The sequence below is a fragment of the Gordonia sp. PDNC005 genome (assembly GCF_016919385.1).
Taxonomy (GTDB): domain Bacteria; phylum Actinomycetota; class Actinomycetes; order Mycobacteriales; family Mycobacteriaceae; genus Gordonia.
This window is the reverse complement of sequence record NZ_CP070351.1, coordinates 3494682-3520636: the sequence shown is the minus strand read 5'-3', so window position 1 is coordinate 3520636 and position 25955 is coordinate 3494682. Positions and strand designations below refer to the sequence as shown.

26 protein-coding genes and 1 tRNA gene are annotated in these 25955 nt (G+C 66.0%); 14 read left to right on the top strand and 13 right to left on the bottom strand.

The features are described from left to right. Nucleotides 1-26: 26 nt before the first annotated feature. Nucleotides 27-1193 (top strand): ATP-grasp domain-containing protein, encoded by a 1167-nt coding sequence (locus JVX90_RS16965; RefSeq protein WP_240193936.1) that lies wholly within the window; start codon nucleotides 27-29, stop codon nucleotides 1191-1193. A gap of 94 nt (nucleotides 1194-1287) precedes the next feature. Here the strand turns inward: JVX90_RS16965 and JVX90_RS16960 are convergent, their stop codons facing one another. Continuing rightward, nucleotides 1288-2139, bottom strand: coding sequence for an alpha/beta hydrolase (locus JVX90_RS16960; protein WP_205329851.1), 852 nt, complete (start codon nucleotides 2137-2139; stop codon nucleotides 1288-1290). Then, a complete protein-coding gene (locus JVX90_RS16955) occupies nucleotides 2136-3755 on the bottom strand; it encodes a hypothetical protein (protein WP_205329850.1) in 1620 nt (539 codons plus the stop codon). The genes JVX90_RS16960 and JVX90_RS16955 overlap by 4 nt, the downstream gene beginning before the upstream one ends. 168 nt (nucleotides 3756-3923) lie before the next feature. Here JVX90_RS16955 and JVX90_RS16950 point away from each other — a divergent pair, with 168 nt between their 5' ends. Together JVX90_RS16950 and JVX90_RS16945 are read left to right on the top strand one after the other, a co-directional pair. Then, entirely contained in the window at nucleotides 3924-4304 is a 381-nt protein-coding gene (locus JVX90_RS16950) for a carboxymuconolactone decarboxylase family protein (RefSeq protein WP_205329849.1), read from the top strand. Between the two features lie 32 nt (nucleotides 4305-4336). Next, on the top strand, nucleotides 4337-4519 hold the full coding sequence (locus JVX90_RS16945) for a hypothetical protein (RefSeq protein ID WP_205329848.1): 183 nt from the start codon (nucleotides 4337-4339) through the stop codon (nucleotides 4517-4519). Nucleotides 4520-4532: 13 nt separating this feature from the next. On the opposite strand, the gene JVX90_RS16940 is transcribed toward JVX90_RS16945, so the two are convergent. Beyond that, the gene (locus tag JVX90_RS16940; RefSeq protein ID WP_205332469.1) at nucleotides 4533-5483 is read right to left on the bottom strand and encodes a LysR family transcriptional regulator ArgP; all 951 of its coding nucleotides are present in this window, start codon (nucleotides 5481-5483) and stop codon (nucleotides 4533-4535) included. A gap of 55 nt (nucleotides 5484-5538) precedes the next feature. On the opposite strand from JVX90_RS16940, the gene JVX90_RS16935 reads away from it, so the two are divergent. Beyond that, nucleotides 5539-6192: a LysE/ArgO family amino acid transporter gene (locus JVX90_RS16935; protein WP_205329847.1), complete on the top strand. Its 654-nt coding sequence runs from the start codon at nucleotides 5539-5541 to the stop codon at nucleotides 6190-6192. Between the two features lie 140 nt (nucleotides 6193-6332). Here JVX90_RS16935 and JVX90_RS16930 read toward each other — a convergent pair whose 3' ends face one another. After that, the gene (locus JVX90_RS16930; RefSeq protein ID WP_205329846.1) at nucleotides 6333-7619 is read right to left on the bottom strand and encodes an acetyl-CoA C-acetyltransferase; all 1287 of its coding nucleotides are present in this window, start codon (nucleotides 7617-7619) and stop codon (nucleotides 6333-6335) included. A gap of 53 nt (nucleotides 7620-7672) precedes the next feature. Between JVX90_RS16930 and JVX90_RS16925 the strand changes: the two genes are divergently transcribed. Beyond that, on the top strand, nucleotides 7673-8314 hold the full coding sequence (locus JVX90_RS16925) for a DUF998 domain-containing protein (protein WP_205329845.1): 642 nt from the start codon (nucleotides 7673-7675) through the stop codon (nucleotides 8312-8314). On the opposite strand, the gene JVX90_RS16920 is transcribed toward JVX90_RS16925, so the two are convergent. Next, nucleotides 8247-9311: a metallophosphoesterase gene (locus tag JVX90_RS16920; protein ID WP_205329844.1), complete on the bottom strand. Its 1065-nt coding sequence runs from the start codon at nucleotides 9309-9311 to the stop codon at nucleotides 8247-8249. The two genes, JVX90_RS16925 and JVX90_RS16920, sit on opposite strands and share 68 nt — an antisense overlap. A 116-nt stretch (nucleotides 9312-9427) precedes the next feature. Here JVX90_RS16920 and JVX90_RS16915 point away from each other — a divergent pair, with 116 nt between their 5' ends. The 3 genes from JVX90_RS16915 to JVX90_RS16905 all read left to right on the top strand — a co-directional run bounded on the left by JVX90_RS16915 (nucleotide 9428) and on the right by JVX90_RS16905 (nucleotide 12220). Continuing rightward, nucleotides 9428-11101 (top strand): alkaline phosphatase D family protein, encoded by a 1674-nt coding sequence (locus tag JVX90_RS16915; RefSeq protein ID WP_240193935.1) that lies wholly within the window; start codon nucleotides 9428-9430, stop codon nucleotides 11099-11101. 70 nt (nucleotides 11102-11171) lie between these two features. Then, entirely contained in the window at nucleotides 11172-12056 is an 885-nt protein-coding gene (locus tag JVX90_RS16910; RefSeq protein ID WP_205329843.1) for an SPFH domain-containing protein, read from the top strand. Next, nucleotides 12053-12220: a toxin-antitoxin system HicB family antitoxin gene (locus JVX90_RS16905; protein WP_008381576.1), complete on the top strand. Its 168-nt coding sequence runs from the start codon at nucleotides 12053-12055 to the stop codon at nucleotides 12218-12220. Before JVX90_RS16910 ends, JVX90_RS16905 begins: the two co-directional genes overlap by 4 nt. Here JVX90_RS16905 and JVX90_RS16900 read toward each other — a convergent pair. Both JVX90_RS16900 and JVX90_RS16895 read right to left on the bottom strand, forming a co-directional pair. Then, nucleotides 12214-13503 carry a family 1 glycosylhydrolase gene (locus JVX90_RS16900; protein ID WP_205329842.1) on the bottom strand — a complete coding sequence of 430 codons (1290 nt, stop codon included), beginning with the start codon at nucleotides 13501-13503 and terminating at the stop codon, nucleotides 12214-12216. The genes JVX90_RS16905 and JVX90_RS16900 overlap by 7 nt on opposite strands. A 150-nt stretch (nucleotides 13504-13653) precedes the next feature. Beyond that, nucleotides 13654-14811: a hypothetical protein gene (locus JVX90_RS16895; protein ID WP_205329841.1), complete on the bottom strand. Its 1158-nt coding sequence runs from the start codon at nucleotides 14809-14811 to the stop codon at nucleotides 13654-13656. Between the two features lie 133 nt (nucleotides 14812-14944). On the opposite strand from JVX90_RS16895, the gene JVX90_RS16890 reads away from it, so the two are divergent. After that, nucleotides 14945-15589 carry a HEAT repeat domain-containing protein gene (locus JVX90_RS16890; protein WP_205329840.1) on the top strand — a complete coding sequence of 215 codons (645 nt, stop codon included), beginning with the start codon at nucleotides 14945-14947 and terminating at the stop codon, nucleotides 15587-15589. A 7-nt stretch (nucleotides 15590-15596) separates the two neighbouring features. Then, on the top strand, nucleotides 15597-16577 hold the full coding sequence (locus JVX90_RS16885) for a HEAT repeat domain-containing protein (RefSeq protein WP_205329839.1): 981 nt from the start codon (nucleotides 15597-15599) through the stop codon (nucleotides 16575-16577). A gap of 40 nt (nucleotides 16578-16617) precedes the next feature. Here the strand turns inward: JVX90_RS16885 and JVX90_RS16880 are convergent, their stop codons facing one another. Beyond that, nucleotides 16618-17196 (bottom strand): TetR-like C-terminal domain-containing protein, encoded by a 579-nt coding sequence (locus JVX90_RS16880; protein WP_205329838.1) that lies wholly within the window; start codon nucleotides 17194-17196, stop codon nucleotides 16618-16620. Between the two features lie 100 nt (nucleotides 17197-17296). On the opposite strand from JVX90_RS16880, the gene JVX90_RS16875 reads away from it, so the two are divergent. Beyond that, entirely contained in the window at nucleotides 17297-18835 is a 1539-nt protein-coding gene (locus JVX90_RS16875; protein WP_205329837.1) for a DHA2 family efflux MFS transporter permease subunit, read from the top strand. 253 nt (nucleotides 18836-19088) lie between these two features. Here JVX90_RS16875 and JVX90_RS16870 read toward each other — a convergent pair whose 3' ends face one another. From JVX90_RS16870 to JVX90_RS16855, 4 genes are all read right to left on the bottom strand, one after another. Further along, nucleotides 19089-19949, bottom strand: a complete 861-nt coding sequence (locus JVX90_RS16870; protein WP_205329836.1) for a hypothetical protein — start codon at nucleotides 19947-19949, stop codon at nucleotides 19089-19091. 118 nt (nucleotides 19950-20067) lie between these two features. Continuing rightward, on the bottom strand, nucleotides 20068-20829 hold the full coding sequence (locus JVX90_RS16865; RefSeq protein WP_205329835.1) for a lytic murein transglycosylase: 762 nt from the start codon (nucleotides 20827-20829) through the stop codon (nucleotides 20068-20070). 228 nt (nucleotides 20830-21057) lie between these two features. Beyond that, nucleotides 21058-21849, bottom strand: coding sequence for a potassium channel family protein (locus JVX90_RS16860; RefSeq protein WP_205329834.1), 792 nt, complete (start codon nucleotides 21847-21849; stop codon nucleotides 21058-21060). 95 nt (nucleotides 21850-21944) lie between these two features. Continuing rightward, nucleotides 21945-22018, bottom strand: a tRNA-Gly gene (locus tag JVX90_RS16855). 114 nt (nucleotides 22019-22132) lie between these two features. Between JVX90_RS16855 and JVX90_RS16850 the strand changes: the two genes are divergently transcribed. After that, nucleotides 22133-23461, top strand: a complete 1329-nt coding sequence (locus tag JVX90_RS16850) for a deoxyribodipyrimidine photo-lyase (protein WP_205329833.1) — start codon at nucleotides 22133-22135, stop codon at nucleotides 23459-23461. A 19-nt stretch (nucleotides 23462-23480) separates the two neighbouring features. Here the strand turns inward: JVX90_RS16850 and JVX90_RS16845 are convergent, their stop codons facing one another. After that, the gene (locus JVX90_RS16845; RefSeq protein WP_205329832.1) at nucleotides 23481-24062 is read right to left on the bottom strand and encodes a lipocalin family protein; all 582 of its coding nucleotides are present in this window, start codon (nucleotides 24060-24062) and stop codon (nucleotides 23481-23483) included. Nucleotides 24063-24216: 154 nt separating this feature from the next. Between JVX90_RS16845 and dcd the strand changes: the two genes are divergently transcribed. Further along, nucleotides 24217-24786 (top strand): dCTP deaminase, encoded by a 570-nt coding sequence (gene dcd, locus JVX90_RS16840; protein WP_205332467.1) that lies wholly within the window; start codon nucleotides 24217-24219, stop codon nucleotides 24784-24786. A 1-nt stretch (nucleotide 24787) separates the two neighbouring features. Beyond that, nucleotides 24788-25933 carry a hypothetical protein gene (locus JVX90_RS16835; protein ID WP_205329831.1) on the top strand — a complete coding sequence of 382 codons (1146 nt, stop codon included), beginning with the start codon at nucleotides 24788-24790 and terminating at the stop codon, nucleotides 25931-25933. Nucleotides 25934-25955 lie beyond the last annotated feature (22 nt).

The window sequence follows — 25955 nt, the reverse complement described above, 5'->3', positions numbered from 1 at the left end:
ACGTGAGGAGTGTCTAGTGTGTATCTGTGGCCTCTGGTACGAGCAGACATGTCTTGATCACTTTCGCGCGGTCGTTTCTGACGCTCAACCTGGCGCGACTGATGGCGGCTGCGGGTCACCGCGTGACCGTCGTCGACAGTCTTGCGGTGGGTGTGAGCAGGTATTCGAACGCGGTGAGCGCCTTTCACAAGGTGCCGCCGCCCAAGTTCGCGCCGCAGGAATACTGTCGGGAACTCGCAGCGATCGTCGAACGTGAAGGGGTCGACATCGTCATCCCGATTCACGAGGAGACAGACATCCTCGCGATGATGGCAGGCCTCTTCCCCGACACCGTCGAATTGTTCCTCTCGCCGTTCGAGGTGGAGGACATGCTGCACAACAAGCTCTCCTACCAGCGCGCGTTGACCGAGCGTGGTTTCGAGACGTTGAAGTTCATGGAACTGTCGAGTCCGGAGGATGTCGAGAAGCTCGACTTCACCACTCCGTTTGCGATCAAACAGGCTTACTCGCGGGGCTCACAGACCATCTACAAGGCCCACCCGGGTGACGACCTGAGCTACCTGGAGTTCGATCCGACAAATCCGTGGATCGCCCAGGAGTGGCTCGAGGGTGACAGGTACTGCACCTACTCGGTGTGCCGCGACGGTGAGGTCTTCGCGCACGCGACCTACCCGGTCGACTACGCGATCGACGGCAAATCGTGTCTGACGTTCGAGCACGTCGACCACGAGGGGATCCTCGAGTGGACCCGCAGTCTCGCGAAGTCGGTCAACTTCACGGGGCACATGGGTCTGGACTTCATCGACCATCCTGAACGAGGTCTCTACACCATCGAGTGCAATCCGCGCGGGACCAGCGGAATCATGATGTTCACCCGCGAACAGAGAGTGGATCGGGCCTTCTTCGGCGAGAACACCGAACTGATCACGCCGCCGCTCGGCCGATCGACGATGATCGGTGCGGGCATGCTGCTGTTCGGGTGGAAGAAGAACGCGTACCCGAACAACACCTTCAAGAAGTTTCGGGCCAAGATGCGTGAGTCGAAGGACGTCATCATCGACCCGCTCGACCCCAAACCCGCTGCCATGATGCCGCTCGCGTACGCCGGGATCATGCGTCAGGCCCGTAAGTACGGCGTCGGAATCGATGGCGGCTTCATGCACGACCACGAGTGGGACGGCCGCCCGGTCTAGCCGAATCACGCCCTGCCGTCGCCCCTCCTGACACCACTCATGTAGCGGGTTTGCCTGACTGTCCGCGTGTCCTGGGGCGGCGTCGCCTGACCCGCTACAGATCGGTGGTGAGCGAGGCGCAGAACTCCGCGACGTGCGATGAGGCGCGATGCTGGGCGTCGAGCATCAAGCCGCCGTGGCCTTCGCCTTCGATGAGGATCCAGCCGGCGTTCGGGATGTGTGAGGCGGCTTCGCGAGAGCCGGTGGCCGGGAAGAACACGTCGTCGCCGAAGCCGACCACGAGGGTGGGGCAACGGATTCCGGCGAGTCGTTCAACTGTCGGTTCGCCCGCACTCATCCATGCGTACGAGGCCGCGGTCTGACCGTGTTGGCCCGCATCGGACGTCCACACGTCCGCCGAGCCGCCCATCAGATCGCGCCAGACCGCCACCTGTGCGTTGTCGCGGAGCGCCGACGGCGACAGCGTCGTCATCAGCTGTTCGAACAGCGACACCGACGCGGGCACACTCCCCACTCGTTCGATGAGGTCCAGTTCCATCTGGTTGACGATCTCGCCGATGACAGACGACCGCAGGCCGGCGATCATCGCGAGGCCGCGGATGGATCCACCCCACACGTCGAGGAGAGCCTGCGAGACGTAGCAGCCCATCGAATAGCCGACGAGGATCGCTTCGTCGACGCCGTAGTGGTCGAGGACTGCGGCGGCGTCGCCGGCCATCTCGTGGACGGAGTACGGAGCCGGCGGCGCCGACGAGGGCGCCACTCCGCGGGCGGCGTAGGTGATCACCTGAAAGCCGGCATCTACCAAGCGGTCGGGGAGTCCCGTGAAAGTCCATGTGCCAGGGGGCATTCCGAGTCCCGCCGAGAGGAGCACGGCGGGCCCCTCTCCGACACGGGACGCCCAGATCGTGACCTCGTCGCCCACCTGGATCAAATCGCCGCTCATCGGATCACCAAGCTCGTCGTCGTGGCGCTCAGCGTGATCGGCGTGACCTGCTTGCCCCGCATCCAGTCTCGGACGAATGCGCGGACCGTCGGGTCCGACGCGCGTCGGGCGAATGTCGCATCATCGAGTGCGACGGCTCCGATGAGATGTCGCGGGACCGACGTCAGGCCCGTCGTGCGCGGCGACATGCGCATGCCGTCGGCGGTGTGCAGAAGAACGTCGATCCGCTTCCCGCTCGGAGTCACCACAACTGCCGGGCGCGTGGTCGCGGCCGGATCGAACGCGGTCACGTAGAGGCGGTAGCCGGACTTAGGTGCGTGGAGCCCGACCTGATCGAGCAGACGCGGGTCGACGACGCTGTAGGGCAGGCCGATGTCGATCAGGAGCTGGCCGTCGACCAACGTCTTCCGTGACGGCAGCGACGCCGACAGGTTCCACGGCACGGGTGGAGCGAGAGTGTCACTCGAACGGTCCGACGTCGAGTTCTCCACCGGCGTGCCGGGCGGCGTTCCGCCGGTGCTCGTGAACGACCAGTTGGAGGCCTGCAGCGACTTGTGCCAGAAGCCCGCGACACCGTCGCGCTTGCCCGCCACTCGCAGTTCACGCCGCTCGACGCCCGGGCCGGTCGCGATGACGGTGACCGTCGAGAAGATCTCGCCGGGGATCTTCGGTTGCCGCGTCCAATCGGGGGCCGGGAGCTGGACGGCTGCCTTCGATCGATCCCACGTCTCGACCATGAGATTGTCGGCACTCGGCTTGCCGCGCTGCGATTCCCAGCTGTATCGGAAGAAGACCGAGTCCGAGCCCGAGGAGTCGAAGTCGAAGGTGCGGGTGAACATGTCGCCGAACTTGTTCATCACGAACATCGTCGACGCCGCTGCCGACAGCGACCGCGACCGGAACCGTCCGCCGAGCGGGCCGCCGACTTCGTAACTGTTGTCGTTGGGGAGCCACGGGTCGGCGTACGTGATGCGACTGCCGTCGCCGGTGAGGGTCGGGATCATCGTCATCTTGGCCTGTCCGCTCGGATGTACCCGACCTGCGATGTCCTGGTAGGCGCGGTTGTCTGACGGCGACGTGACCGACAGTGCCCATCCGCCGACTCGCTTGGCTGGAAGGGTCCGTCCCGGACCGGTCCAGAGCATCGCGCCCCACGCCGAGGTCCAGTTCCACAGTCGCGGCGACTGATTCACGTTGTCCATCGTGTAGATCCAGCCGTGGCCGTCGACGCCGACCAACTCGTCGTCATCGAGGGAGATCGCGACGAGCCGATTCCGCAGACACGAGGGGAGAGGTACGGATCGCCACTGCGTTGACGACCGCGGACGGGTGATCAGGCGATGCCCGACCAGCGCGAACTCCCAATGGAGATTGAACTGAGTGGTCTCGGTGCGCATTTCCACACGTGACGGAGCCGAAGTCCCCGTGTACCGGGGGAACGTCGACAGGCCGGCCCGACTCCCGGTGGCCGGTGCACCGGGCGGCAACTGGGCGGTCCCGAAGGGCACGCACGACGCAGGGCCGGCGTGGGAGTCGCCGCCGCCGATCGGCGTCGTGAGCAGGGACGCTGCGGTGGCCAAGGCGAGCAGGAGGGAGGGTGCGCGGAGGCTCTTCACTCCCGGATGGTACCGCGAACGTGTTCTAGTTCTGGGGCGTCGGTGAGACCACCGCCACTATCGGTAACCCCCTAGGGGGATATTGGGATACGATTGTCATAACCCCCCTGGGGGATGTGGCGATCCGGGGTCGCACGGAGTCGCGAACGCCTATGAAAGGACTTTTCGATGACCGACCATGACTCACCGCACGGCAAGCAGGTCCTGCGCGACCTGGCCCCGCTGCACCGGGAACTGCGCCGCGCGATTCCTGACGTGTACAAGGGCTGGAGCGCTCTCTCGTCCGCGGCGTTCGTCGACGGAGCGCTCGACCGGAAGACGAAGGAGCTGATAGCCCTGGCGATAGGCGTCGTCGAAGGCTGTGACGGGTGCGTCGCGTCCCACGGTCAGGCTGCGGCACGCGCAGGCGCGACGCCGCAGGAGGCCGCGGAGGCGATCGGCGTCACGTTCCTCATGCACGGCGGACCGGCGACCGTGCACGGCGCCCGCGCCTTCGAGGCGTTTCTCGAATTCGTCGATGCGATCGACGCGGGCGAGACTCCGGCCTGACCCCGAACTCGAACAAGAGAGGACGGCATCCGATGTGTCGACCCAGTAGGTGCCGAACATGTGGAAAGACGACCTGGGCGGGCTGCGGCAGCCACATCGCTCAGGTGAAGGCCTCGGTTCCGGCGGACCGGTGGTGCGCGGGCACGCACACCGCCCAGGAGAAGTCGGCGGCGAAGGCTGCGAGTGGAGGCTTCTTCGCGAAGTTCCGCCGCTGACGCCGCAGGCCGGTCAGCGCCCGCCGGAGGGGACCGGAGCGAGGCCACGGCGGGGCGGGACAAGACTGCGTCGGGCGTGCTCGACGACGAGGTCGGTCAAACCGGAGACGAGCGGCGACCGGAGTTTCCAATGCTGCCAGTAGAGCGGCACGTCGACCGGCCGCTTGGTGAGGGGCACGAGTCGACGGCCGATCTGTTCGTCGTCGATCTCCACCTCGGGGACCGCACCCCATCCGATGCCGGCCTGGATGGCGCGCCGATACTCCGACGCCGCCGGGATGTAGTTCACCGGCGGCGAGATCGGCTCGGCGACAAGGTGTTTGAGGGCCTTGATCTGAAGGTGATCCTTACGGTCGAACATCACCATCGGCGCGTACTGCATGTCGCGGGAGCGAACGCCGTGCGGCAGCCATCGCTCGATGAACTCCGGTGAAGCGACAGGGAAGTACCGCAGCGAACCGAGTTCCACCGTCTGGCACCCGCGGACGACGATCGGTTCGGAGGTCACCGCGCCGACCACGTCGCCTGCCCTGAGCATCGCAGTGGTGACGCTCTCGTCGTCTCGGTGCAGGTCGATCGAGACCGGGTGTTCGCTGTGGAACTCGGCGACGACCGGCAGGAACCATGTCGCGAGCGAATCGGCGTTGCACGCGATCGGAATGGTCACTCGCGGCAGCATTCGCGGGTCGACGTCGGGTTCGTGGGCGATCCCGGTGAGCTCACCCTGCGCTTCGGCGACGAGGAGCGACCACTGCTCGCCGAGCCGTGCGAGGACCTCGCCGTCGGGTGTCGCGGTCACCGGTTTGACGCGACGGACCAGGACCCGCCCGACGGACTGCTCCAGTGCTTTGATGCGCTGACTCACCGCCGACGGCGTGACGTGCAGCGATGCTGCCGCGGCTTCGAACGTGCCCTCTCGGAGAACTGCGGTGAGGGTCACGAGGCTTTCAGCGGAGACGTCCATGCCAGAGATCACAATTACCGATTCTAATCTTTCCTAAGAATCAGTTGATGGACTAATGATCGATCGGTTCCTAACGTCGATCTACGTGACCACGACCTTCCTGCTCGCCGCACTCGCCGGACTCTTCACCGGCGCGGGCCTCATCATCGCCATCGGACCTCAGAACATCTACGTCATCCGTCAAGGAATCAGCGGCGGGTATGTACTGCCCGTGATCGCCGTGTGCGTCGTGTCCGACATCGTGCTGATCAGCGCCGGAACAGTCGGCCTGGGAGCGGTCGTGTCAGCCCACCCCGGCATCGTTAGTGTGGCCAAGATCGTGGGCGGCCTGTACCTGGTTGTGCTGGGCGGATTCGCGGCGCGCAGGGCATGGCGACCGACGGCGTCGTCGACCACGAACGACGACCCGAGCCGCAACCGTGGCCTCTGGGCCGCACTCGGCACGGCGCTGGCCCTCACCTGGCTGAACCCGCACACCTACCTCGACACCGTCCTGACGCTCGGGTCGATCGCGAACAGCCACGCGGACGCGAAGTGGGCCTTCACCATCGGCGCATGCGTCGCCAGCATCGTCTGGTTCCTCGCGCTCGGATTCGGCGCCAAGAAGATGGCCCCGATGTTCTCCTCCGTCCGGGCGTGGCGCGTCCTCGACTCGGTCATCGCCGTCGTCATGGTCGGGCTCGGCGTCAGCCTCATCGCGATGAGCTGACCGTCTCGACTGGCGTGGGCTCTTGTGGTCGTCGTGGCCTTTCGACTCGCATGCTCGCTCAAGGGACACGGGGTCCGCATGCTCGCGCGAAGAGCAGTTGGGGCTGTTTCACGGAGCGGGCATTCCGCCCGTCGGCCGGATCAGGCCGATTCGAGGATCAGGGCGACCGACATGCCGCTGCCTGCGCAGATCGACACCAGACCGCGGGATCCGGGACGCTGGGAGATCAGCTTCGCGAGAGTGCCCACGATGCGGCCGCCTGTCGCGCCGAACGGGTGACCGGTGGCGAGGGAGCCGCCGCGGACGTTGAGCTTCGAGCGGTCGATCTCGCCGAGCGCCTCATGGCCGAGATTCTCACGGCAGAAGTCGTCGTCGGCCCACGCGGCGAGGGTGGAGCACACCTGCGAGGCGAACGCTTCGTGGATCTCGTAGAAGTCGAAGTCCTGCAGCGTCAGATGGTTTCGGCGCAGCAACTCGTCCACCGCGTACACCGGTGCCATCAGGACGCCCTCCGACTTCGGGTCGCCGTCCACGTAGTCGACGGCCCAACTCTGCGCGTCGGCGATGCGGGCGAGCGGGGTAAGCCCGCGCTCGGCCGCCCATGCCGGATTGCCGAGGAGGACGCTCGAGGCGCCGTCGGTCAGGGTGGTGGAGTTGGCGGCGGTCATGGTGCCGTCGTCGCCCCCGAAGCACGGTGACAGTCCGGCGAGGCGTTCGGCGGTGAGTCCGCGCCTCATGTTGTCGTCCTGCGCGAGGCCCGCGAAAGGGGTGACGAGGTCGTCGAAGAACCCATCGTCGTAGGCGGTGGCGAGCTTCTCGTGCGAAGCGAGCGCGATCTCGTCCTGCTCCTGGCGTCCGACGTTCCACGCCGCGCCGGTGATCGCCTGGGCCGCGCCGGGAACGAGGTGTGTGCGTCGTTCGGACGGGCTCGGGATGTCTAAGTCGATCGACAGCGGGATCTGAGCGGCTTCGCGGAGTCGGTCGCGGAGTGAGCGCGCCGCGTTCACCTTGACCAGGCGATTCCGCAGACGGGGGCCGAAACCGATCGGCGGGTCGGACGTCGTGTCCGCTCCGCAGGCGACACCCGACTCGATCTGGCCGCACGCGATCTTGTTGGCGATGTGAACGATCGCCTGCCCGCCGGTAGCGCACTGCTGCTGCACGTCGACCGTCGGCGTCATGCGGGAGAGCGACGAGTCGATGAGTGCTTCGCGCGTGAGGCTGTGGTCGCGCGCGAGTTTGACGACTGCGCCGCCCGTGACCTCGCCGAGGCGTTGGCCCGCGAGGCCGTAGCGGTCGATGAGTCCGCCGAGTGCGGCCGTGAGCATCGACTGGTTGGTCTCGCCGAGGTACGCCCCGTTCGACCGTGCGAACGGAATTCGATTGCTGCCGAGGACGAGGACGTCGGTCAGGGTGCGGTCGGTCATGCTGGACACTGTAACGACGCGATCGATCAATTCTGACATCGGGGGATGAGACAGTGAGTAGTGGCAAGGTGTGGAGTGTGCTGGCGACCGCTGCGCTCGTCATCGCGGGCATTGCGTACTCCTCGTGGGTCTTCGACTTCATCGTCCCGACGGGGCGGGATCGATTCCGGTCGTTCCTCTCGGAGCTGGAAGCCGATGACGTCCCGTGGCACCAGGTGTACTCGTACGGCGACATCGTGACCGGGGTCGCGGCGATCGGAGCTTCGTTGCTCCTGTTCGGCATCCGGCCCCGGGGTCGAGGTGCGGCGACGGCCGTCGTTGCACTCGGCGTGTTCGGCATGGCGACGGTCGCCGACGCGCTCGCGCCGATGGGCACGGTGCCGATCGTGCACGCCGCGACGAGTGCGATCGCCGTCTTCTCACTGTTCGTGACGATGGGTGCTGCCACGTGGTCGTCGTTCCACGAAGGCAACTGGCCGATCATGAGAACGCTCGGCGCAACGACATTCGCCCTGGTGACGATCGCGACCGGATGGATGCTCGGGTCGGATCGCCTCCAGGGCGACTATCTGCTGGGGCTTGCTCAGCGGATCCAGGTGGGAGCGATGAGCGTGTGGCTCCTCGTGTTCAGCGTCGGTACGTGGTCGAGTAGGCGGCGCGTGCAGCGCCCGAAGCGGGCACCTCGTACGCCGTGAGGCCAACGGTGCTCGGCGTGATGTCGAGGGTCATGAAGCCGCGGTCCCGATAGTTCTCGTAGCGAGCGCGGAATCGCTTCGTCGACGACTTGTGGACGGTTTTGCCCGCCGCGCCCGACACGATCTGGCGAGTGCCCTTCAGCCCATGGACGTTCTCCAGGACCTGCTGGCTGTGATCGTGTCCGGAGAACAGGAACTGCGCCTTGCCGGCGATATGGCGCTCGATGAAGTCCTTCGCCGCCTGGCCGTTCAGCGGTGCGGGGAGCCCGTCGAAGTCGCCTGCCGGACCGTGCGGACCGTTGTTCGCGTAAGGGTGATGCGTGCAGACGAACTTCCAGGGAGCCTTCGACGACGCGAGCGCCTTGTCGAGCCAGCGCGCCTGACGGGTCATGTAGTGACCGCCCGGCTCCCATTCCGGGGAGAACACCGGGGGAATGTAGGCCGCGAGCGGATTGAGGTCGACGATGAAGAAGTCGGCCACACCGAGCGACACCGAGTAGTAGCGCGACGGCATGTACCAACGACGCGACCGCGAGTGGTACTTCACTTCGGCGTCACCGCGGAGCAGCCAGCCGCCGTCGCCGGGGAAGATCGCAGTGTTGTCGTGGTTGCCGAGCGTCATCAGCCACGGGAAGTCCAAGCCGGTGTTCGGCTTCTCGAACTTGGTCTGGAACTGGTGATCGTCCGGACCCTTCGGGCCCGACTCGTAGATGTTGTCGCCGAGGCCGACAGCGACGTCGAACTTGCGGGCCGCGTGCAACTTGCGGGCGGCCGCGGTGACGGCGAACTGCGGCTTCTCGCCGGTCCCGGCGTCGCCGGTGACGAGTACACGCAACGCGTCGGACTTGTGCGGCAGCGGGTAGCGGGCAGCGGCTGATGCCTCGGGAGCTCCGGCTCCGGCGACGGCGACAGTGGCGGCGGTGCCTGCCACCGCAGCGGCTCCGGCGAGGAAGGTACGACGGTCTGGGCCGACCGACAAGGGGCTGTTCTCGATCATGCGATCCACTTTCCCATGAATGAATGAACGGGACATGGCGTCCTGACGTATCTACGACGATCTGTCGTTACCCGAGAGTTCACCATCGGGTCATCGGGCTGTGGGATCGTCCCCGTATGCATGACTCAGCAGCCCCCACCTCAGTCACCCGCCGCGGCTTCATGGGCGCCGCCGGCGCAGGCGCTCTCGCCGTTGGACTCCCGCTCGCGGCCGGTGTCGCCGCTCCGACCGCAACCGCCGCCACCACTGCTTTCCGCCACGGCGTCGCATCCGGCGACCCGCTGCCCGGCGGTGTGATCCTCTGGACCCGCGTGACTCCTACCAGCGACGCGACCCCCGGATCGGGTCGCGGCGCGGCGTCGACAGTCACTTGGGAGATCGCGTCCGACCGCGCTTTCACGTCACGTGTCGCGTCGGGTTCGACGAGCACCGACGCGTCCAAGGATCACACCGTCAAAGTTGATGCCTCCGGACTGAATCCGGCGACGACCTACTGGTACCGATTCTGCATCACCTCGGGGCCCGCGACGGGCGCCGTCTCGCCGATCGGACGCACCAAGACCGCCCCGGCGGCCGGTGCGGACGTCTCAAAGGTGCGCTTCGGAGTTGCGAGTTGTGCCAACTGGGAGGCCGGCTACTTCGGCGCCTACCGGTTCCTCGCCAAGCGCACCGACCTCGACGCCGTCGTGTTCCTCGGGGACTACATCTACGAGTACGGCGCTGGTGAATACGGCGGCAAGCACGGTTCCGTCCGCATGCACACGCCTCGCCACGACATCGTCTCGCTCGCCGACTACCGAATCCGCCACGGTCAGTACAAGACCGACCGCGATCTGCAGGCCGCTCACGCGCAGCACCCGTTCATCGTCACGTGGGACGACCATGAGGCCGCCGACAACCAGTGGAAGCACGGTGCGGAGAACCACAAGCCGTCGCAGGGTTCGTGGGCTCAGCGTAAGGCGCACGCCGACAAGGCGTATTACGAGTGGATGCCGATTCGTCCGCAGGTCAGCGCGGACAATCGGCACATCTACCGTCGTCTCGCGTATGGCAAGCTGCTCGAGCTGAACATGCTCGATCTGCGCACCTACCGCGACAAGGAGGCGTCGCGCTTCTCCACGGAGTCGGATGATCCGAAGCGCACCATCATGGGCCGCCGTCAGATGGAGTGGGTGCAGGGCGGAATCACCACGTCCACTGCGAAGTGGCAGATCGTCGGCAACTCGGTGATGATCGCGCCGATGCTCATCCCGCCGCTCGATCCGGCCCGCACCAAGGAGCTGACCACGCTGATCGGTGTTCCGGAGAACGGCGTCCCCTTCAACGGCGATCAGTGGGACGGTTACGTCAAGGATCGTGAGAGGCTCCTCGACGCCATCGACCGAGCAGGCAAAAAGAACGTTGTGTTCATCACCGGCGACATCCACATGTCGTTCGCCAACGACATTCCCCGCAAGCCTGCGAACTATCCCGGCGCGGGCACTGTCGCCACCGAATTCGTCGTCACCTCGGTGACGTCGAACAACGTCGACGACATGGTTCTGCTTCCCGAGCACTCGCCGGTCGGCGGTGCCGCGTCTGCCGCGATGCAGGCCACGAACAACCACATCCGCTGGGTCGACACCGACGCGCACGGCTACGCGGTCATGACGATCACTCCGTCCGCGGCGCAGATGGACTGGTACTTCCTCGCCGACCGTTCCGACCCGCGCACCACCCAGTACCGCGGACAGTCGTGGAAGGTGAACTCCGGTTCGCGCCGGATGGTGAAGGCGCACGGTCCGGCGTAGGGTACTCCCACCTTGCTATCGTGGTGATATCACTCCTCTCGATCCGCGGGCGGAGTCGAGAGGAGTAGTCGTGGAACTCAAGCAGGCATGGCGGATGAACGGGTTCGTCGCGCTGATCGGCGGACTCGCAGTGCTCGCGATATGCGTGATCGCCGGCATCACGTCGGTGATCGTGATGGCCGACGGCGGGTCCGCGGCGCTGGCCGTGGTCGTCGTCCTGGCCATCGTCATCGGGCTCGCGACACTGCTCGCGATGAGCGGGCTGACGGTCGTCGGACCCAATGAGGCCCGCGTCGTCCAGTTCTTCGGGCGTTACGTCGGGTCGGTCAGCGAGCCAGGTTTCGTGAGCGTCATCCCGCTCGCCGACAAGCAGAGCATCTCGCTGCGTATCCGAAACTTCGAGACGCAGACCCTGAAGGTGAACGACGCCGACGGCAATCCAGTCGAGATCGGCGCAGTGGTCGTCTACCGCGTGGTGGACAGTTTCAAGGCGGCGTTCGCCGTCGACGACTACGAGCAGTACGTCGCCACACAGTCGGAGGCTGCGGTCCGTCACCTCGCGACCATCCATCCGTACGATGCGCATGAAGCCGACCGGATCAGCCTGCGTGACGGCGCGACCGTCGCCGAAGAGCTCACCGATGAACTGCGAGAGCGGACCGAGTCAGCGGGGATCGAAGTGATCGAGGCCCGGATCACGCACCTCGCGTACGCACCGGAGATCGCACAGGCGATGCTCGTCCGCCAGCAGGCGTCGCAGGTGGTCGCCGCTCGTCAGCAGATCGTCGAAGGCGCCGTCGGAATGGTCGGTCTCGCGCTCGATCGGCTCAGCGACCAGGGCATCGTTGAACTCGACGATGAGCGTCGTGCACAGATGGTCTCGAACCTGCTTGTTGTGTTGTGTGGCGATCGAGCCACGCAACCGGTTGTGAACGCGGGCTCGCTGTACGCATGACCGCTCCCAGACGGGAGTCGAAGAAGGTCCTGCTGCGACTCGATCCCGATGTCCACGCCGCCATCGCGAAATGGGCGGCCGACGACCTGCGCAGCATCAACGCGCAACTGGAGTACGCGCTGCGTCTCGCCTTGAAGGAGGCGGGACGCAGCCCGCGTCAATGAACCGGGCGTGTGCAGCTCGACGCGCCCGCGACGAGCGAACACCACACCGCGGGCCGCGTCGGTCGATAGGTTCGGTCGACGCCATTGGCCGTCGTCACCTGGCGGTATGCCGCCACGCCGTCCGTCGGGTGACGTGTCAGTGTCGGGTCGGTCTTCACATTCACCGTGTACAGGCCGAACCGTGACGCGAAGTTGCCCCACTCGTAGTTGTCGGTGAGCGTCCAGTAGTTGAAACCCATCACCGGCATGCCGTCGTCGTGGGCGCGCTGAATCCAGTACGTCATGTCCTTGAGGTGATCGGACCGCCGGTAGCCGTCGGCGCGGGGCCGCCCGTCCTGGGTGACCAGTCCGGCCTCCACGATGTAGAGCGGCTTGCTCGGAAATCGTTCATGCAGGTCGCGCAGTGCGTAGTAGATGCCGTCGGCGGCCATCGACGCGTCCCACATCCGATCGATCGCAACGTTCGCCACTGAGAGGTCGGTCGGTGTCGCCGAGTAGTAGTAGTCGATCCCCACGAAGTCGAGTTTGTCGGCGATCCTGTTCAGAACGGTCTTGTCGAGGATCGGCTCGGCGGCCGGAATGTACGCGATGTTCGACGACACCTGTGCCTTCGCGTCGCGCGCGTGGATGTAGTCGTATATCGCGCGGTGCACCCGCACGATGCGGTCGGTCATCGCCGGGACGTCGCCGATGGCGATGCCGCCGTGCATCACTTCCTTCATCACGTATGCGGTCGGCTCGTTGATACTGATCCAGAGCGGATGGACCTTCGCGTAGCGGTCGACGATCATCCGGTTGTGCTGCAGCCACCTCGCGGTGATCCCCGACCACGCCCAGCCGCCGCGATCGGCGATCCACGCCGGGTACACCCAGTGGTCGAGGGTGATCATCGGCCGCATGCCCGCTGCGACGATCGACGAGATCAGGTCGTCGTAGTAGGCGAGCTCTCTGCGGTCGATCCGGCCCGGCCTCGGTTCGACGCGCGCCCACTCGATCCCGATGCGATAGACCTTCACGCCGAGGTCCTTGGCCAGCTGGATGTCGGACTTGTATCGGTGGCGGAAGTCGATGGAGTTCCCGATCTTGTCCGTCGTCTTCCCCTGCGCGATGTACCGCGTCCAGTTGCTTGCCGGAGAGTGCCCCTCGGCCTGGAATCCGGACGATGCCACACCCCACAGGAAGTCGGAGGGCAGCGGCCCGACCCTTTCCGCCGCGTTCGCGGGTGTGAGAGGTGCGAGGAGGAGGACGGCAGCGGTGATCAGGACAGTGAGACGCCTTCGCATTCCGCCAGTATGTGCTGATCGAACGATCGTGTTGGCGATTCGGCCGGATTCGGTGCTGGTCACTCGGCATGTGTGTCCAACCGTCACCGCTCGGAGCGAGCACCTCCACATAGAGCGGTACTGCCGCTGAGCGGTGACGGTTAGGCGACGTCAGCGGTGTGCCGGAACGATCTGCTTGATCACAACGGCGATCGGATCGACGGGTCCGGCCTTCGTCGACGAGGTGTTCGCCCTGGTGGGCGTCGGTGTCGGATCGGGTGTGTCGGATGAGCCGGCAGAACCGCTGTTCGAGGAGCCGTTGTCCGACGATCCTGACGACCCGCTGTCAGAGGAACCCGCACCGCCGAACAGGTCGGTGCCGAAGTGCAGACCATTGGTGAACGAGACGCGGATCAGATCGCGCTGGAACTCCGGCACGAACGACGATCCGAGCACGTCACCGACGGCCGGCGGGAGATCGACGAGATCGCCGACGTTGTCGATCAGGCCGGTGAGGCCGTCCCCGATGGGGGCTGTCAGGCGGACCGAGAACGGATTCTTCATTGCGAACCACACCGGGCCGTTGCCCTCCTGATAGCGCTGGAACAGGAATCCGACGCTGGTACAGGAGTCAATGTTGGCGCCGCTTCGATCGGTGACCTGCGCCGATCCGTAGAGGGCGGTGCACACGGCTCCGTCGTCTGGATCGGCGGTGGCGGTGGCGCTGGAGATGCCGAGGAGAGCGGTGGCACGGGCGTTCCGACCCGACAGCGGGTGATTGGACGACGCGATCGCGATGCCGCCCGGCAGTGCGTTTGTTGTTGCGCTGTTGGCTCCGATGCCGCCGACAGCGAGAGAGACGCCTGCTCCGAGCAGCCCGTTGGCATCCGCGGTGCCCGCGCCGGTGGCCGCGGAGACGGCGATGCTGGCGATCAGGTTCGACGACGACGTGGCGTCGCCGCCGAGTGCAGCGATCGCGGTGTTCAGTCCGTTGCCGTGAATGGCCGACGTGGTGCCGATGCGCAGTCCGAACGTGATCGCCTGGTTCATCGAACCGAGAGTGTCCGAGCCGATCAGGGCGTCCACGCCACGGGCGAGTAGGGACGGGCTGGATCCGCGACAGTCGGCGGTGATGGTGATCGTGGTGCCGACGATCGGCACTCGCCACGAGGCGTCGGCGAGTTCGGGGTCGCCTGCGACGCAGGTGGCGGACGTGCCGGGATCGACGTTGGCGTGTGCCGGCGGGGCGGTGGGAGCGATGAGCGCAAGGGTCGCCGCAATCGCGGCCAGGCCCAACAGTTTGGACGTGTGCTGTACCGAGACGGTCATGAGCATCGATTCTGATGTGGCGGTAGTCGGACATTTCGACGTTAGGTCCGATCTCGACGGCGCGTGCGGAAATCCGAAGGTTGACCTTCACATCGTGTGAAGGTCTTGGGTGGAGGATGAAGGAGGTGGTCACATGACCGCGCAGATCATCCGCGCCCTCGCCGACGAAAGGGCGTCCGTCCGACTGCAGGCTGCGATGGCGGCAGGCACCGATCCCGACAGCAGGCTGCTCGACGCGCTGATCGACCGGTGCCGTGTGGAGCCGGACTTTTATGTCCGAGACATGCTGACCTGGGCCATCACGCGCCTGCCCGGGGCCAGCACTGTGCCGGTGCTCGTCCGCGAAATCGGATCGTCGGTCGCGCAGGCGAGGAGTCAGGCGCTGCACTCGTTGTCGAAGGTCGGGGACCACACAGCGTGGCCGTTCATCACTCGTGCGCTGCTCACGGACGCTGACGTCGAGGTGGCGAGGGCGGCGTGGCGGGCCGCAGTGATTCTGGTTCCCGCGGACCAACAGGCCGAGTTGGCTGCGATACTGGCGACGCAGTTCGGACGCGGCGACACGGACGTGCACCGGAGCTTGAGCAGAGCGTTTGTTGAGCTCGGGTCAGCTGCGGCGCCGGTGGTGCGGTTCGCTCGGCGGTCGACGGACCCGATCGTCCGCGGACACGCCGCCGCGACCGAACAACTGATGAACGACCCGGAGTCGGCATTCGGTTTTGATGTCGATGCGGCCAAGCGGATCGCCGCGCTCGGTGCGGCGGCCGACGACATGTGAGGCGATCATGCGAATCGGTGAGGTGGCGCGACGCTCCGGCGTGAGCGCCCGGATGCTGCGTCACTACGATTCGCTCGGTCTGGCGAGGCCGAGTGGGCGGTCGTCGGCCGGGTACCGGGAGTACTCGGCCGACGACATCGCCGCGATCTTCCACGTCGAGAGTCTGCGGGCGCTTGGTCTGTCGCTCCGCGAAGTTCGGCAGGCGCTGGACGATCCGGACTTTCGGCCTGCCGACCTCGTCGCCGATCTCGCGCTGCGCGCGGAAGCGCGGATCGCGCGGGAACGGGAACTGTTGTCTCGCCTGCGGCAGGTGGCCGACGCCGGGCCGGACGACTGGGAACAGGTGCTCGGCGTCGTCGCGCTGCTGTCGGGGTTGGAGTCCGCGGACGCGGCCAGTCGGCAGCGAGCGGCGCTGACCGTCTCCGGGACCGGCCCGCCTCCCGACGCTCTGGTCGGGGCGTTGTTGTCGGAGGAGAACGAGAACGTCGCAGGCGCGTTGCGGTGGGCTGTGGTCCGCTCGGGTGCCGACGTGGTTCCGATCCTGGCTGAGGTGCTCACGGATTCCGACGCTCACCTGCGACGGCGCGCCGTCCTTACGCTTGTGGACATCAACACGGAGGCATCATCGGAGGCGTTGCGGTCGGTCGTCGGCGACCCCGATCCGACGGTGCGGAGTCGCGCTACACAGGAGTTGGCGGTTCGCGGCGACGCCGCTGTGATCCCCCTGTTGATCGAGCGAGTGATCGAGGGCGTCGCGGACGTGGACGCTTCGGAGGCGTTGGCCGCAGTCGGCGACCCGGCGGCTGTTGTCCGCCGCCTCGCCGTGGGCCTGGATGCCGCCGACGCGTGCGTTCGCCGCAGAATCGCGCAGGCGCTCGGTGAGATCGGAGGCCCCGACGCTCGTGAGGTGTTGCAGCGGCTCGTCGACGATCCGGACCGCGGGACAGCGGTCACGGCCCGCTATCTCGTCGATTCTCAACGTTGGTGACGATTCCGGTCGTGGCACCGGGAAGCGCCTCCATAGTTCTCTAGGGCGCGAGGCCCCGCGCGATCAAGTTGATGACGTTCTCGTAGTTCTCGTCCATCGTCGCTCCCGGAGGTGTGGGTGATGCGAGTTCGAGGCTTGTCGCGCCGTGGACGCACGACCACACCTGCATGGCGATCGAGCCGGGGTCGTCGTCTCGGATGATGCCTCCCACCTGGCCGTACTGAACGATCTCCACGAGGGCGGTGAACGCGGCGGATGCCACGGCGATGTCGGGGTCGCACTGTCCGCCGAACATCAGCACGTAGAGAGTCGGGTTGGCGAGTGCGAACGCGCGGTACGCGCGGCCCGATGCCAGCAGTCTGTCGGTGGGATCGTTGTCCGTGGTGGCGATGGCTCGCGCGAACTCTGCGAAGCCGTCGTTGACGGCGGCCGACAGGAGCCCGTCTTTGCCGTCGAAGTGGTTGTAGACGCCCATCGGTGCAACGCCCGCGGCCGCGGCGACCGCGCGCACAGTCAACCCGCTCGGCCCCTCGCTCTCGAGGATCTGTCGTGCGGCCGCGAGGAGGGACGACCGGACCTGAGCGGCAGGGGTGCGTCGGCTGACTGGTGAACGCGGCATGTGTTCCACCTTACTAGAACGATGTTCTATAAAGTTCTTGACCTTCATTGTAGGACGGCGTACTACTAATTTGGTACGTCGTTCTACAACGGAGGAACTGATGAGAACCAAATGGCTCGCCCTCGCGGCGCTCTGCTTCGCCGAGCTGCTGGTGATGGTCGACAACACGATCGTGAATGTGGCGCTGCCGACGATCAGTCGGGATCTGGAAGCGGGGATCTCGGGACTTCAGTGGGTCGTCGACGCGTACACGCTGGTCTTCGCCGGACTGCTCCTTACGGGTGGTTACCTCGGCGACCGCTTCGGACACCGGCGGATGCTGCTCGGCGGCATCGTCGGATTCGTGGCGGTGTCCGTGGGTGCGGCCCTCGCCGGTTCACTCGGTGAACTGATCGCGGCTCGCGCCGGTCTTGGACTGTTCGCGGCCCTGGTGTTCCCGGCGACGCTCGCGCTGATCGTCGGCATCTTCACCGAGCCCAAGCAGCGGGCAGCAGCAGTCGGCGTCTGGGCCGCGACGTCGGGGATCGCCATCGCGATCGGACCGGTGCTCGGCGGATGGCTGCTCGAACACTTCTCGTGGTCGTCCGTGTTCTGGGTGAACGTTCCGTTCGGTGTGGTCGCCTTCGTCGCCGTGCTCGCTGTGGTTCCCACGCGCGGAGTCGATGCTCATGCGTTGCTTCCGCGGTTCGACGCCGTGGGAGTCGTCCTGTCGATCGCCGGCCTCGGTCTGCTCACCTACTCGGTCATCGAAGGTCCCGCCGCAGGTTGGGGATCAGCGCGAACCATCGTCGGTCTACTGGCCTCGCTTGTGATTCTGGCCGTGTTCGTCATCCATCAACAACGGGTCACGAATCCGATCTTTGACGTCCGACTGTTCGCCAATCGTCGCTTCGCGGCCGCCGCGGGCATGGTGGCTGTCGCGTTCTTCTCCCTGTTCGGGTTCATCTTCCTGATCACGCAGTACTTCCAGGCCGTGCAGGGCTTCAGCCCACTGCAGGCCGGCATCCGCACACTGCCGTTCGCCATCGTGGTCGCGGCGCTGTCGCCGTTCGCGATGGCGGCGTCGCACAGATTCGGTCCGCGACCGGTCGCTGTGACCGGAGCACTTCTGATGGCTACAGGCTTCGGGCTCGTTCAGTTCGTCGGAATGGAGTCGACGTACTTCGGCTTGATCATCTGGTCGATGATGCTGATGGCGGCCGGACTCGCGCTGATCTCCGGCCCGTGCACCCAGGTGATCATGGATGCGCTCACGCCCGAGCAGGCCGGTGCCGGTTCTGCGGTCAACGACACGACCCGCGAGATCGGCGGAACGTTGGGCGTCGCCGTCCTCGGGTCAGTCATGACTTCGGTGTACGCCGCCGATGTCGCGGACCGTCTCACCTCCATCGGCGTGCCCGCCCAGATTCGTGAGACCGCCGAGCAGTCGGTGATGGCCGGCGTCGCGGTGTCCGAAAGGGCCCCGGGTAGTGCGGGACAGGCTGTGCACGACGCGGTGTCGTCGGTGTTCATCGACGGGCTGGCCCAGGCCACCTGGGTTGCAGTGGGGGTTTCGGTTCTTTCCGCGGTGATCGGGGCGTGGGCTCTGCGCGCGCCCCGTGTGGAGGCGTCGGAGCCCGAACCTGCGCTCGTCGGCTGACGCACTCGTTGAGCGAACAGACCCACCTGCTCGTTGAGCGCGCGGAGTCCCACTGCTCGTTGAGCGAACGAAGTGAGTCGAAGCGCCTCGCCGAATACACGAAACCAGGATTCTCACGCCAGCCTTTATGACCCGTCAGGCGGTGGGCTCGTGGACGTAGTTCGGCGGTGGACGACGACCTTTCGACTCACTTCGTTCGCTCAAGGAGCAGGGGACTCCCTTCGCTTGAGGAGCGGTGGGGGCAGTCCTGTCGTCAGGCCTTCTTTTTGGTCCCCGGGAGCACGCCCGCGTCGATGACGGCTTTGACGTACGGCCGCATCCGAGCGACCAGATCGTCGGCGCCGGGGGCCGACCAGACGTTTTCGCCGAGAGCGTCGGTCGTGGCTTCGATGTCGTCGTAGAGTGCGGCCCCGTCGGCGGTGAGGCGATGCCCGTCGTCGGTCCGTTCGACGATGCCGCGTGCCACCAGCCGATCGACGGATGCCTCCCAGTCGGTGTCCGACCAGCCGCGGGTCAGCTGAGTCAACCGCCGACCCATTGCGCGGCGGCGGATGGTCGGGTCGAGCAGCGTCGACTCGTGGAAGGTGCAGGCGTCGATGCCGTCGAGCCCGTGGGCGACGAGCACTGCGATGTGGTTGTCGCCGCGCCATTCACGCAGGATCGCGATGTTGTTCCACAGTCGGAGCAGGTGATTGCCGTCCGGCGGCGTCGACGTCGACCATGCGGCGGCCAGTGCGCGTCCGCCGAGCGGGAGGTCGGATGCGAGACGGCCGAAGCCGTCGGCGAGTTCGGTGATCTCGGGATTGCCGGCGAGGTCGCCGAGGATGTCGCGGAGCGACGCGTCGAGCATCGCGAAGCGGCGATCGGCGATCTTCTGGAGGCCTGCTGCGCGCGCGGTCGCCCATCCGGCCGTCACCGTGGCCGGTGCGAAGTTGTAGAACGTCGAGATCACGACCTCGGGGGCGCAGTCGCCGAGGGGTGCTCCGCGAGCGCCGAGGTAGAACGACGACGGGTCGACGCCGGTGTCTTTGAGGGCGTCGCCCATTCCGGGGTTGAAGTAGGCGAGGACGTGGAATGGCTCGAGGGACTCGTACGCGGTCCGTGCAGCGGTCATGCCTCCACCATCTGTGTCTCGCAGAGTCGTGTCAACGGGCCGCCTTCTGGCGACGAAACAACTTCGGCACTCCGCGCCGCGCTATGCGCGGTGGGGAGTGCCGAAGTTCGTCGAACCGTCAGTAGCTTCGCGCGAAGCCGAGGACGTCGTTCACGTACTCCATCGAGTTGTTGTACCGCAGGATCGAGGTGACTCGGTCGCCTGCCTTACGCAGGTCGACGCGGTCCTCGCACAGGTAGCGTGCGGTGGTGAGCGCTGCGTCGAAGAGGTTCTGCGGATCCTTCTTCCCGTCGCCGTTCCCGTCGGCGGCGTAGTGCTCCCAGGTGGACGGGAGGAACTGCATGGGTCCGACTGCGCGGTCGTACGTCGAGTCGCCGTCGAGGCGTCCGCCGTCGGTGTCGGAGACGACTCGGTTGCCCGCGAGGGAGCCGTCGAGCGTCGGGCCGTAGATCGGGGTGCGCAGCTTGCCGTTGCGGAAGGTGTCGCCGAGGTTGGCGTGGTGCGACTCGACGCGTCCGATGCCCGCGATCAGTTTCCAGTTGATGTGGCAGCGGGGTGTCGACTTCGCCATCGACGCCTCCGCCGAACGGTAGGCGTCGAAGTTCACGCGCGGAACGAGTCCCTTGGACACAGACGCGGGAACTCGCGGCGGTGCGACCGGGCGGGTGAGGGCCGCTTTACGGACCTGAACTTGCGTGGTCGCGGGCGCAGACATCTGTGGGTGCTCTTGCTGCGGCTGGACCTGCGCTGCCTGTACGACGGCGGGAGCAGCCGCCTGCTCGGCGGTACTCGCCGCCGCACCCGTCAGAAGGGCGGCGACGGGAGCGACGCCGGCCATTGCGAGCACGATGGTCTTACGGAGGGGGCGGTGCGGATGCATGGTCTCCCAGGGGTCGGGGAAAGTTCTCCTCGTCGGCCGCCCGAGGTGGGGGAGGCGGTGCGACACATGCGTCGCGTCCGATCGAGGACTCCGACGAACGTACATGAATCCGCGGTCTTGTTGTTATCTAGTCGTTATAAAACAGGTTGATTGCCGGGAGGCTGGCAGCGCACCCGCAGGTCATCCGGTGGAGGGCCTCCCAGTGTGAGACGGCGCACGTCAGGAGGCCTAGTTTCCGGTATCGCGTTGATCGTCCGATTCGGCGAGCTGCTCGCGAGCGTCGAGCCGCTTGTGCAGTCGTTCGATCTCAATCCGTAGTTCGTTGACCAATGCTTGAGTGGTGGCTTCCTGTTTCTTGGCGTCGTCGATCCGTTCGATGAGCCAGGATGCGACGGTGGCGGTGACGACGCCCAGAAGTGCGATCCCGGCCAGCATCAACGCTGCGGCGATGAATCGGCCAGATGCCGTGACGGGATAACGATCGCCGTATCCGACAGTTGTCATCGTGGTGATCGACCACCAGAGTCCGTCGCCGATCCCGTTGATCGTGGCTCCAGGCTGTCCTCGTTCCGCGTCGGTGATCGCGAGTGACGAGAGTATGAGGAGGAGCGTTGTGCCGCCGGCCGCATAGGTGACGACTCGGCCGCGGAGAGTGTTCGTTCCGGCGCGGTGTGCGATCGATAGAAGCGCGACGAGTCGCAGCGCGCGAAGCGGTCGGAGCACCGGCATGGCCAGAATCAGCGCGTCGAACCAGTTGTGGCGAATGAAGTACCTCTTGTCGCCGGTCAGGATCAGGCGCGCCACGTAGTCGAGAGCGAAGATGATCCAGGCCACGATCGTCGCGGCGGTACACGCAGACTGCCAACCTGGGCTCAGGTCGGACTTCACAATCGGGGCATCATAGGCGATCAGAAATGCGACAGCCGCGGCAGCCAGAACCGGTTCGGAGTGACGCTCCCATGCGGCTCGGCGGGAAAGGCGAGACGGGCGTCGGGCCGCCTGCTCCGATGAAGATGTCATGGCGGAGATTCTTGCCGAAGGTGCCCACTCATCGAGAACAACTAGGATCAGTCGTTCGGATGAAGAGTCCGAGAGTCTCTGATCAGGGGATTTGGTGGAGCCGATGACGGGAATCGAACCCGCACTCTCAGCTTGGGAAGCTGATGTTCTACCACTAAACTACATCGGCGCTGCGCAGGGTGACCCGTGCGAGGACTACCGTAACAAACACGGTCCGTGGACGGTGCAGAGCATGTCGTGAACAGGCAGGAGTTGTCCTATCGAGTCTCAAGCGAACCCTTCGGTGGTCTGGTTTCGACGCGATCTGCGCGTGCACGATCTTCCGACGTTGACTGCGGCTGCCGCCGATGCAGACACGGCGGTCGGCGTGTTCGTCCTCGATGATCAGGTGGCTCGGCCGGGACCTCGCACGGACTTCTTCCTCGGCTGCTTGGCCGCGCTCAACGAGTCGTTGGACGGCAGGCTGCTCATCCTGCACGGTCAACCCGAAGTGGAGCTGCCGCGTCTGGTCGACGAGATCGGCGCAGAATCTGTCCACATCTCGGCCGACTTCTCGCCGTACGGACGTCGCCGCGACGAGGCGGTGGAAACGGCGCTTGGACAGACGCCGCTCGTGCCGACCGGGTCGCCGTACGCCGTCGCGCCGGGTCGCGTCGTGAAGGGCGACGGCACCCCGTATCGGGTGTTCGGCCCCTACCAGCGCGCGTGGCACGAGCACGGCTGGCGACCGCCCGCCTCGAGCGACGCCACGACTTTGACTTGGCTCGATCCGACGGGAGTGCGGGGTAGGCAGGACGTGCCGCAGCCGGCCGCGAAACCACTCGCGCCCGCGGGGGAAGCCGCAGCGCTGGAACGGTGGCACGACTTCCTCACCGACGACCTCGCCGACTACGGCACGAGTCGAGACCGCCCCGACCTCGACCGGACCAGCCGGCTGTCGGCTTATCTGAAAACTGGATGCCTGCACCCGCGGACACTCCTCCACGACATGAGGTCGCGCACCGACGACGGAGCGGCGAAGTTCCGCAGTGAACTGTGCTGGCGCGAGTTCTACGCCGACGTCCTGAATCACCGGCCCGACAGTGCGTACATCGAGTTCAACGAGAAGTTCCGTCGGATGCCCCACAACACCGGATCGGACGCACAGGAAGCCTTCCGCGCGTGGTGCGAGGGCCGAACGGGCTATCCGATCGTCGATGCGGGCATGCGCCAACTCGCAGCCGAAGGATGGATGCACAATCGTGTGCGGATGATCGTCGCGTCGTTCCTCACCAAAGACCTCCACCTGCCGTGGCAGTGGGGCGCCCGGCACTTCATGGACTTCCTCATCGACGGCGACCTCGCTTCCAACCAGCACGGATGGCAATGGGTCGCCGGTTGTGGAACCGACGCCTCGCCGTACTTCCGGGTGTTCAACCCGACCACGCAGGGAGAGAAGTTCGACCCGACCGGCGACTACGTCCGCCGCTGGGTGCCCGAACTCCGATCAGTTGCAGGCAAGAAGGTGCACAAGCCGACCGGCGATCGGCCCGGGAACTACCCCGAGCCGATCGTCGACCATTCCGCCGAGCGCCTCGACGCGCTCGACCGATACACGTCGATCAAAGACTGACCTCACTCCTGCCGTGGCTTCAGACAGTGCACAGGGGCCGGATGTCACGCATCCCTCCGGTGACCGGCGACGTCAGCATCAAGCACGCGTTGTAGCCCTTCCGCTCCACGACCGACCGGATGCTCCGCCACTTCGCGCGGTCGACAGAACCCGAACGTGAGAGCACAAACCCCGACAGCCGTGTCGGGTCGCCGACGAGGGCCCACGAGTAGTCGTCGGCGATGTAGGCCACCAGGTAATTACTCGGGCCATCCACGGCCGACTGCCCGGGAACGCCCGGGAACGAGACATGCAATGAGGCGGGACCGTTGACTCGCGCCCGGCCCACGATCGACCGTGTGGTGCCGGTGACAGTGGTGCACGAGTTCTTCACCCGGATCGTCCGGGAATCGATCAGCGAATACCGCGCAGTCGTGTCGCGGACGCAGTCGATGTTGAAGGGCGCCGGGTTCGCCGCGACCTGGTGCCACACGCCGAGATAGCGGGTGAGGTCCACACGAGGGACAGGTTGCAGAGGAGCGGCGTGAGCGGTCGCGCCGAGGGGTGCCACGGCTGCGGTGGTCAGTGCGACCAGCGCGGCGACGACAAGACGACGGATCATGGAGATTCTCCGATCTGGTGGAAATCTGCGAGCAGGAACACCAGGCGATTCGGAGCCGAAACAGTATCGGATGGGCCGCCGCGGACGTGAGATGTCAACAACTGTCACGACGGCGGATGTCAAGATCGGCCCGAAATTCCAGTACGCTCTTCGTGTGCTGTTATCTGATCGCGACATCCGTGCCGAGATCGGCGGGGGACGGCTGGGCGTCGAACCGTTCGACGAGGCCATGGTCCAACCGTCGAGCGTCGACGTGCGTCTGGACGGGCTGTTCCGCGTCTTCAACAACACCAAGTACACCCACATCGACCCGAAGCAGCAGCAGGACGAGCTGACCACGCTCGTTGAGCCGGTCGAGGGTGAACCGTTCGTTCTGCATCCCGGCGAGTTCGTTCTCGGGTCGACGCTCGAAGTCCTCTCGCTCCCCGACGACCTCGCGGGACGACTCGAAGGCAAGTCGTCGCTCGGCCGCCTCGGTCTCCTCACCCATTCGACGGCGGGCTTCATCGACCCCGGCTTCAGCGGGCACATCACGCTGGAACTGTCGAACGTCGCGAACCTTCCGATCACCCTGTGGCCGGGCATGAAGATCGGGCAGCTGTGCCTCATCCGCCTGTCCAGTCCGGCAGAGAATCCGTACGGCAGCGCCGCTGTCGGCTCCAAGTACCAGGGGCAGCGCGGTCCGACGCCGTCGAAGGCCTACCTGAACTTCCAGACCGATTGACATGACCGACGCACGCGGCGCCCTTGCATGGTTGGCGGGATTCACTGTCCCGCCCGTCCCCACGGGTGCCGTGCTCGCTGTCACGTTCGGCGACTCCGGCGTGTGGATGGGCCGTGTGACCGGCTCCCGCGATGTGCTCGCCGAACTTCGTGAGCCCCGGATCGTCCCGCCCGTGCTGGACATGAGGATCGCAGGTGAGCTGCTGGAGAACGGAAAGGTCCCCGAGGCGTCCGACGCCGATGTGTTCGACGAACTCGTGGACCTGGCGTCGCGGGCTCGAGAGTCCATCGGCGACCGCGACTCCGCACTCGCGATGGGCCGCGGCACCCTCAAGTTCGTGTCCGTCACGCGACTGGAGATGGTCGAGGCGACCGTCCCAGAAGTGAACCGACTTCACGGCATGCTGATCGAACTGGCAGGCCCGGCCCCCGTCGACGCCATCCTCCTCGGCCCCGGGACCGACCTCTGGCCCGGACTATGGGAGGCATTCACCGAACGCGGATTCAGCGCGCTCCTGCCTGGCGATCCGTTTCCGACCACGTTCGGCGGAGACGAGCGCCCGACAGGCCTGCTCGACCGCGTCGACGACGCACCCTCGAAACTCGCATGGACCGACACCACCGAGAGTGGTCCGCTGTCGTTCAGCGCGGCAGGCATCGACCCCGCCGACTACCAACTCGACGCCAACGGGGACGTCCAGTTCGACGCCCCGGTCGCCGAGGACGACTTCGAGGAGAGTGACGAGGAGCGAGCCGCTCGCGAGCACCAGGCCAAGCGCCGAATTCGCTGGACAGCAGCAGCGTCGATAGCGCTTCTGCTGGGACTCGGTGGCGCAGGCGCGGCCGTTGCGATGAACCTCCACGAACATGCCGGTCCGAACATGGCGTCGGTCAACGATTCCGGCAGTGCGGCAACGACCACGGGTTCGACGTCGACATCGGCACCTGAACACATCCCGAACTCGGCTGACCCGGCCGAACTCGCGGCGGCCCGCTCGACGATGCTCCGCTATACGACGCCTCCGCCACCGCCGCCGCCGAAGAAGACGACGAAGAAGCCGTCGACCGGCCGCAATCCTTCGCCCGGCCCGCACCGCCGGACCGTGCCGAACCCGATCCCCGGCCTCCCGCCGATCGTCGTCCGGTAGCGCGCCGGCGTCTCTCTGCCGG

Bases quoted from the DNA above. Each gene is read 5' to 3' on its own strand.
- JVX90_RS16940 (WP_205332469.1), bottom strand. From the start codon at position 5,483: ATGGACGTCTCCGCTGAAAGCCTCGTGACCCTCACCGCAGTTCTCCGA.
- JVX90_RS16880 (WP_205329838.1), bottom strand. From the start codon at position 17,196: ATGCCGCGTTCACCAGTCAGCCGACGCACCCCTGCCGCTCAGGTCCGG.
- JVX90_RS16920 (WP_205329844.1), bottom strand. From the start codon at position 9,311: ATGATCGAGAACAGCCCCTTGTCGGTCGGCCCAGACCGTCGTACCTTC.
- JVX90_RS16845 (WP_205329832.1), bottom strand. From the start codon at position 24,062: ATGATCCGTCGTCTTGTCGTCGCCGCGCTGGTCGCACTGACCACCGCA.
- JVX90_RS16890 (WP_205329840.1), top strand. From the start codon at position 14,945: ATGACCGCGCAGATCATCCGCGCCCTCGCCGACGAAAGGGCGTCCGTC.
- JVX90_RS16835 (WP_205329831.1), top strand. From the start codon at position 24,788: ATGACCGACGCACGCGGCGCCCTTGCATGGTTGGCGGGATTCACTGTC.
- JVX90_RS16865 (WP_205329835.1), bottom strand. From the start codon at position 20,829: ATGCATCCGCACCGCCCCCTCCGTAAGACCATCGTGCTCGCAATGGCC.
- JVX90_RS16950 (WP_205329849.1), top strand. From the start codon at position 3,924: ATGACCGACCATGACTCACCGCACGGCAAGCAGGTCCTGCGCGACCTG.
- JVX90_RS16905 (WP_008381576.1), top strand. From the start codon at position 12,053: ATGACCGCTCCCAGACGGGAGTCGAAGAAGGTCCTGCTGCGACTCGAT.
- JVX90_RS16875 (WP_205329837.1), top strand. From the start codon at position 17,297: ATGAGAACCAAATGGCTCGCCCTCGCGGCGCTCTGCTTCGCCGAGCTG.
- JVX90_RS16960 (WP_205329851.1), bottom strand. From the start codon at position 2,139: ATGAGCGGCGATTTGATCCAGGTGGGCGACGAGGTCACGATCTGGGCG.
- JVX90_RS16895 (WP_205329841.1), bottom strand. From the start codon at position 14,811: ATGACCGTCTCGGTACAGCACACGTCCAAACTGTTGGGCCTGGCCGCG.
- JVX90_RS16870 (WP_205329836.1), bottom strand. From the start codon at position 19,949: ATGACCGCTGCACGGACCGCGTACGAGTCCCTCGAGCCATTCCACGTC.
- JVX90_RS16885 (WP_205329839.1), top strand. From the start codon at position 15,597: ATGCGAATCGGTGAGGTGGCGCGACGCTCCGGCGTGAGCGCCCGGATG.
- JVX90_RS16930 (WP_205329846.1), bottom strand. From the start codon at position 7,619: ATGACCGACCGCACCCTGACCGACGTCCTCGTCCTCGGCAGCAATCGA.
- JVX90_RS16945 (WP_205329848.1), top strand. From the start codon at position 4,337: ATGTGTCGACCCAGTAGGTGCCGAACATGTGGAAAGACGACCTGGGCG.
- JVX90_RS16935 (WP_205329847.1), top strand. From the start codon at position 5,539: ATGATCGATCGGTTCCTAACGTCGATCTACGTGACCACGACCTTCCTG.
- JVX90_RS16900 (WP_205329842.1), bottom strand. From the start codon at position 13,503: ATGCGAAGGCGTCTCACTGTCCTGATCACCGCTGCCGTCCTCCTCCTC.
- JVX90_RS16860 (WP_205329834.1), bottom strand. From the start codon at position 21,849: ATGACATCTTCATCGGAGCAGGCGGCCCGACGCCCGTCTCGCCTTTCC.
- JVX90_RS16915 (WP_240193935.1), top strand. From the start codon at position 9,428: ATGCATGACTCAGCAGCCCCCACCTCAGTCACCCGCCGCGGCTTCATG.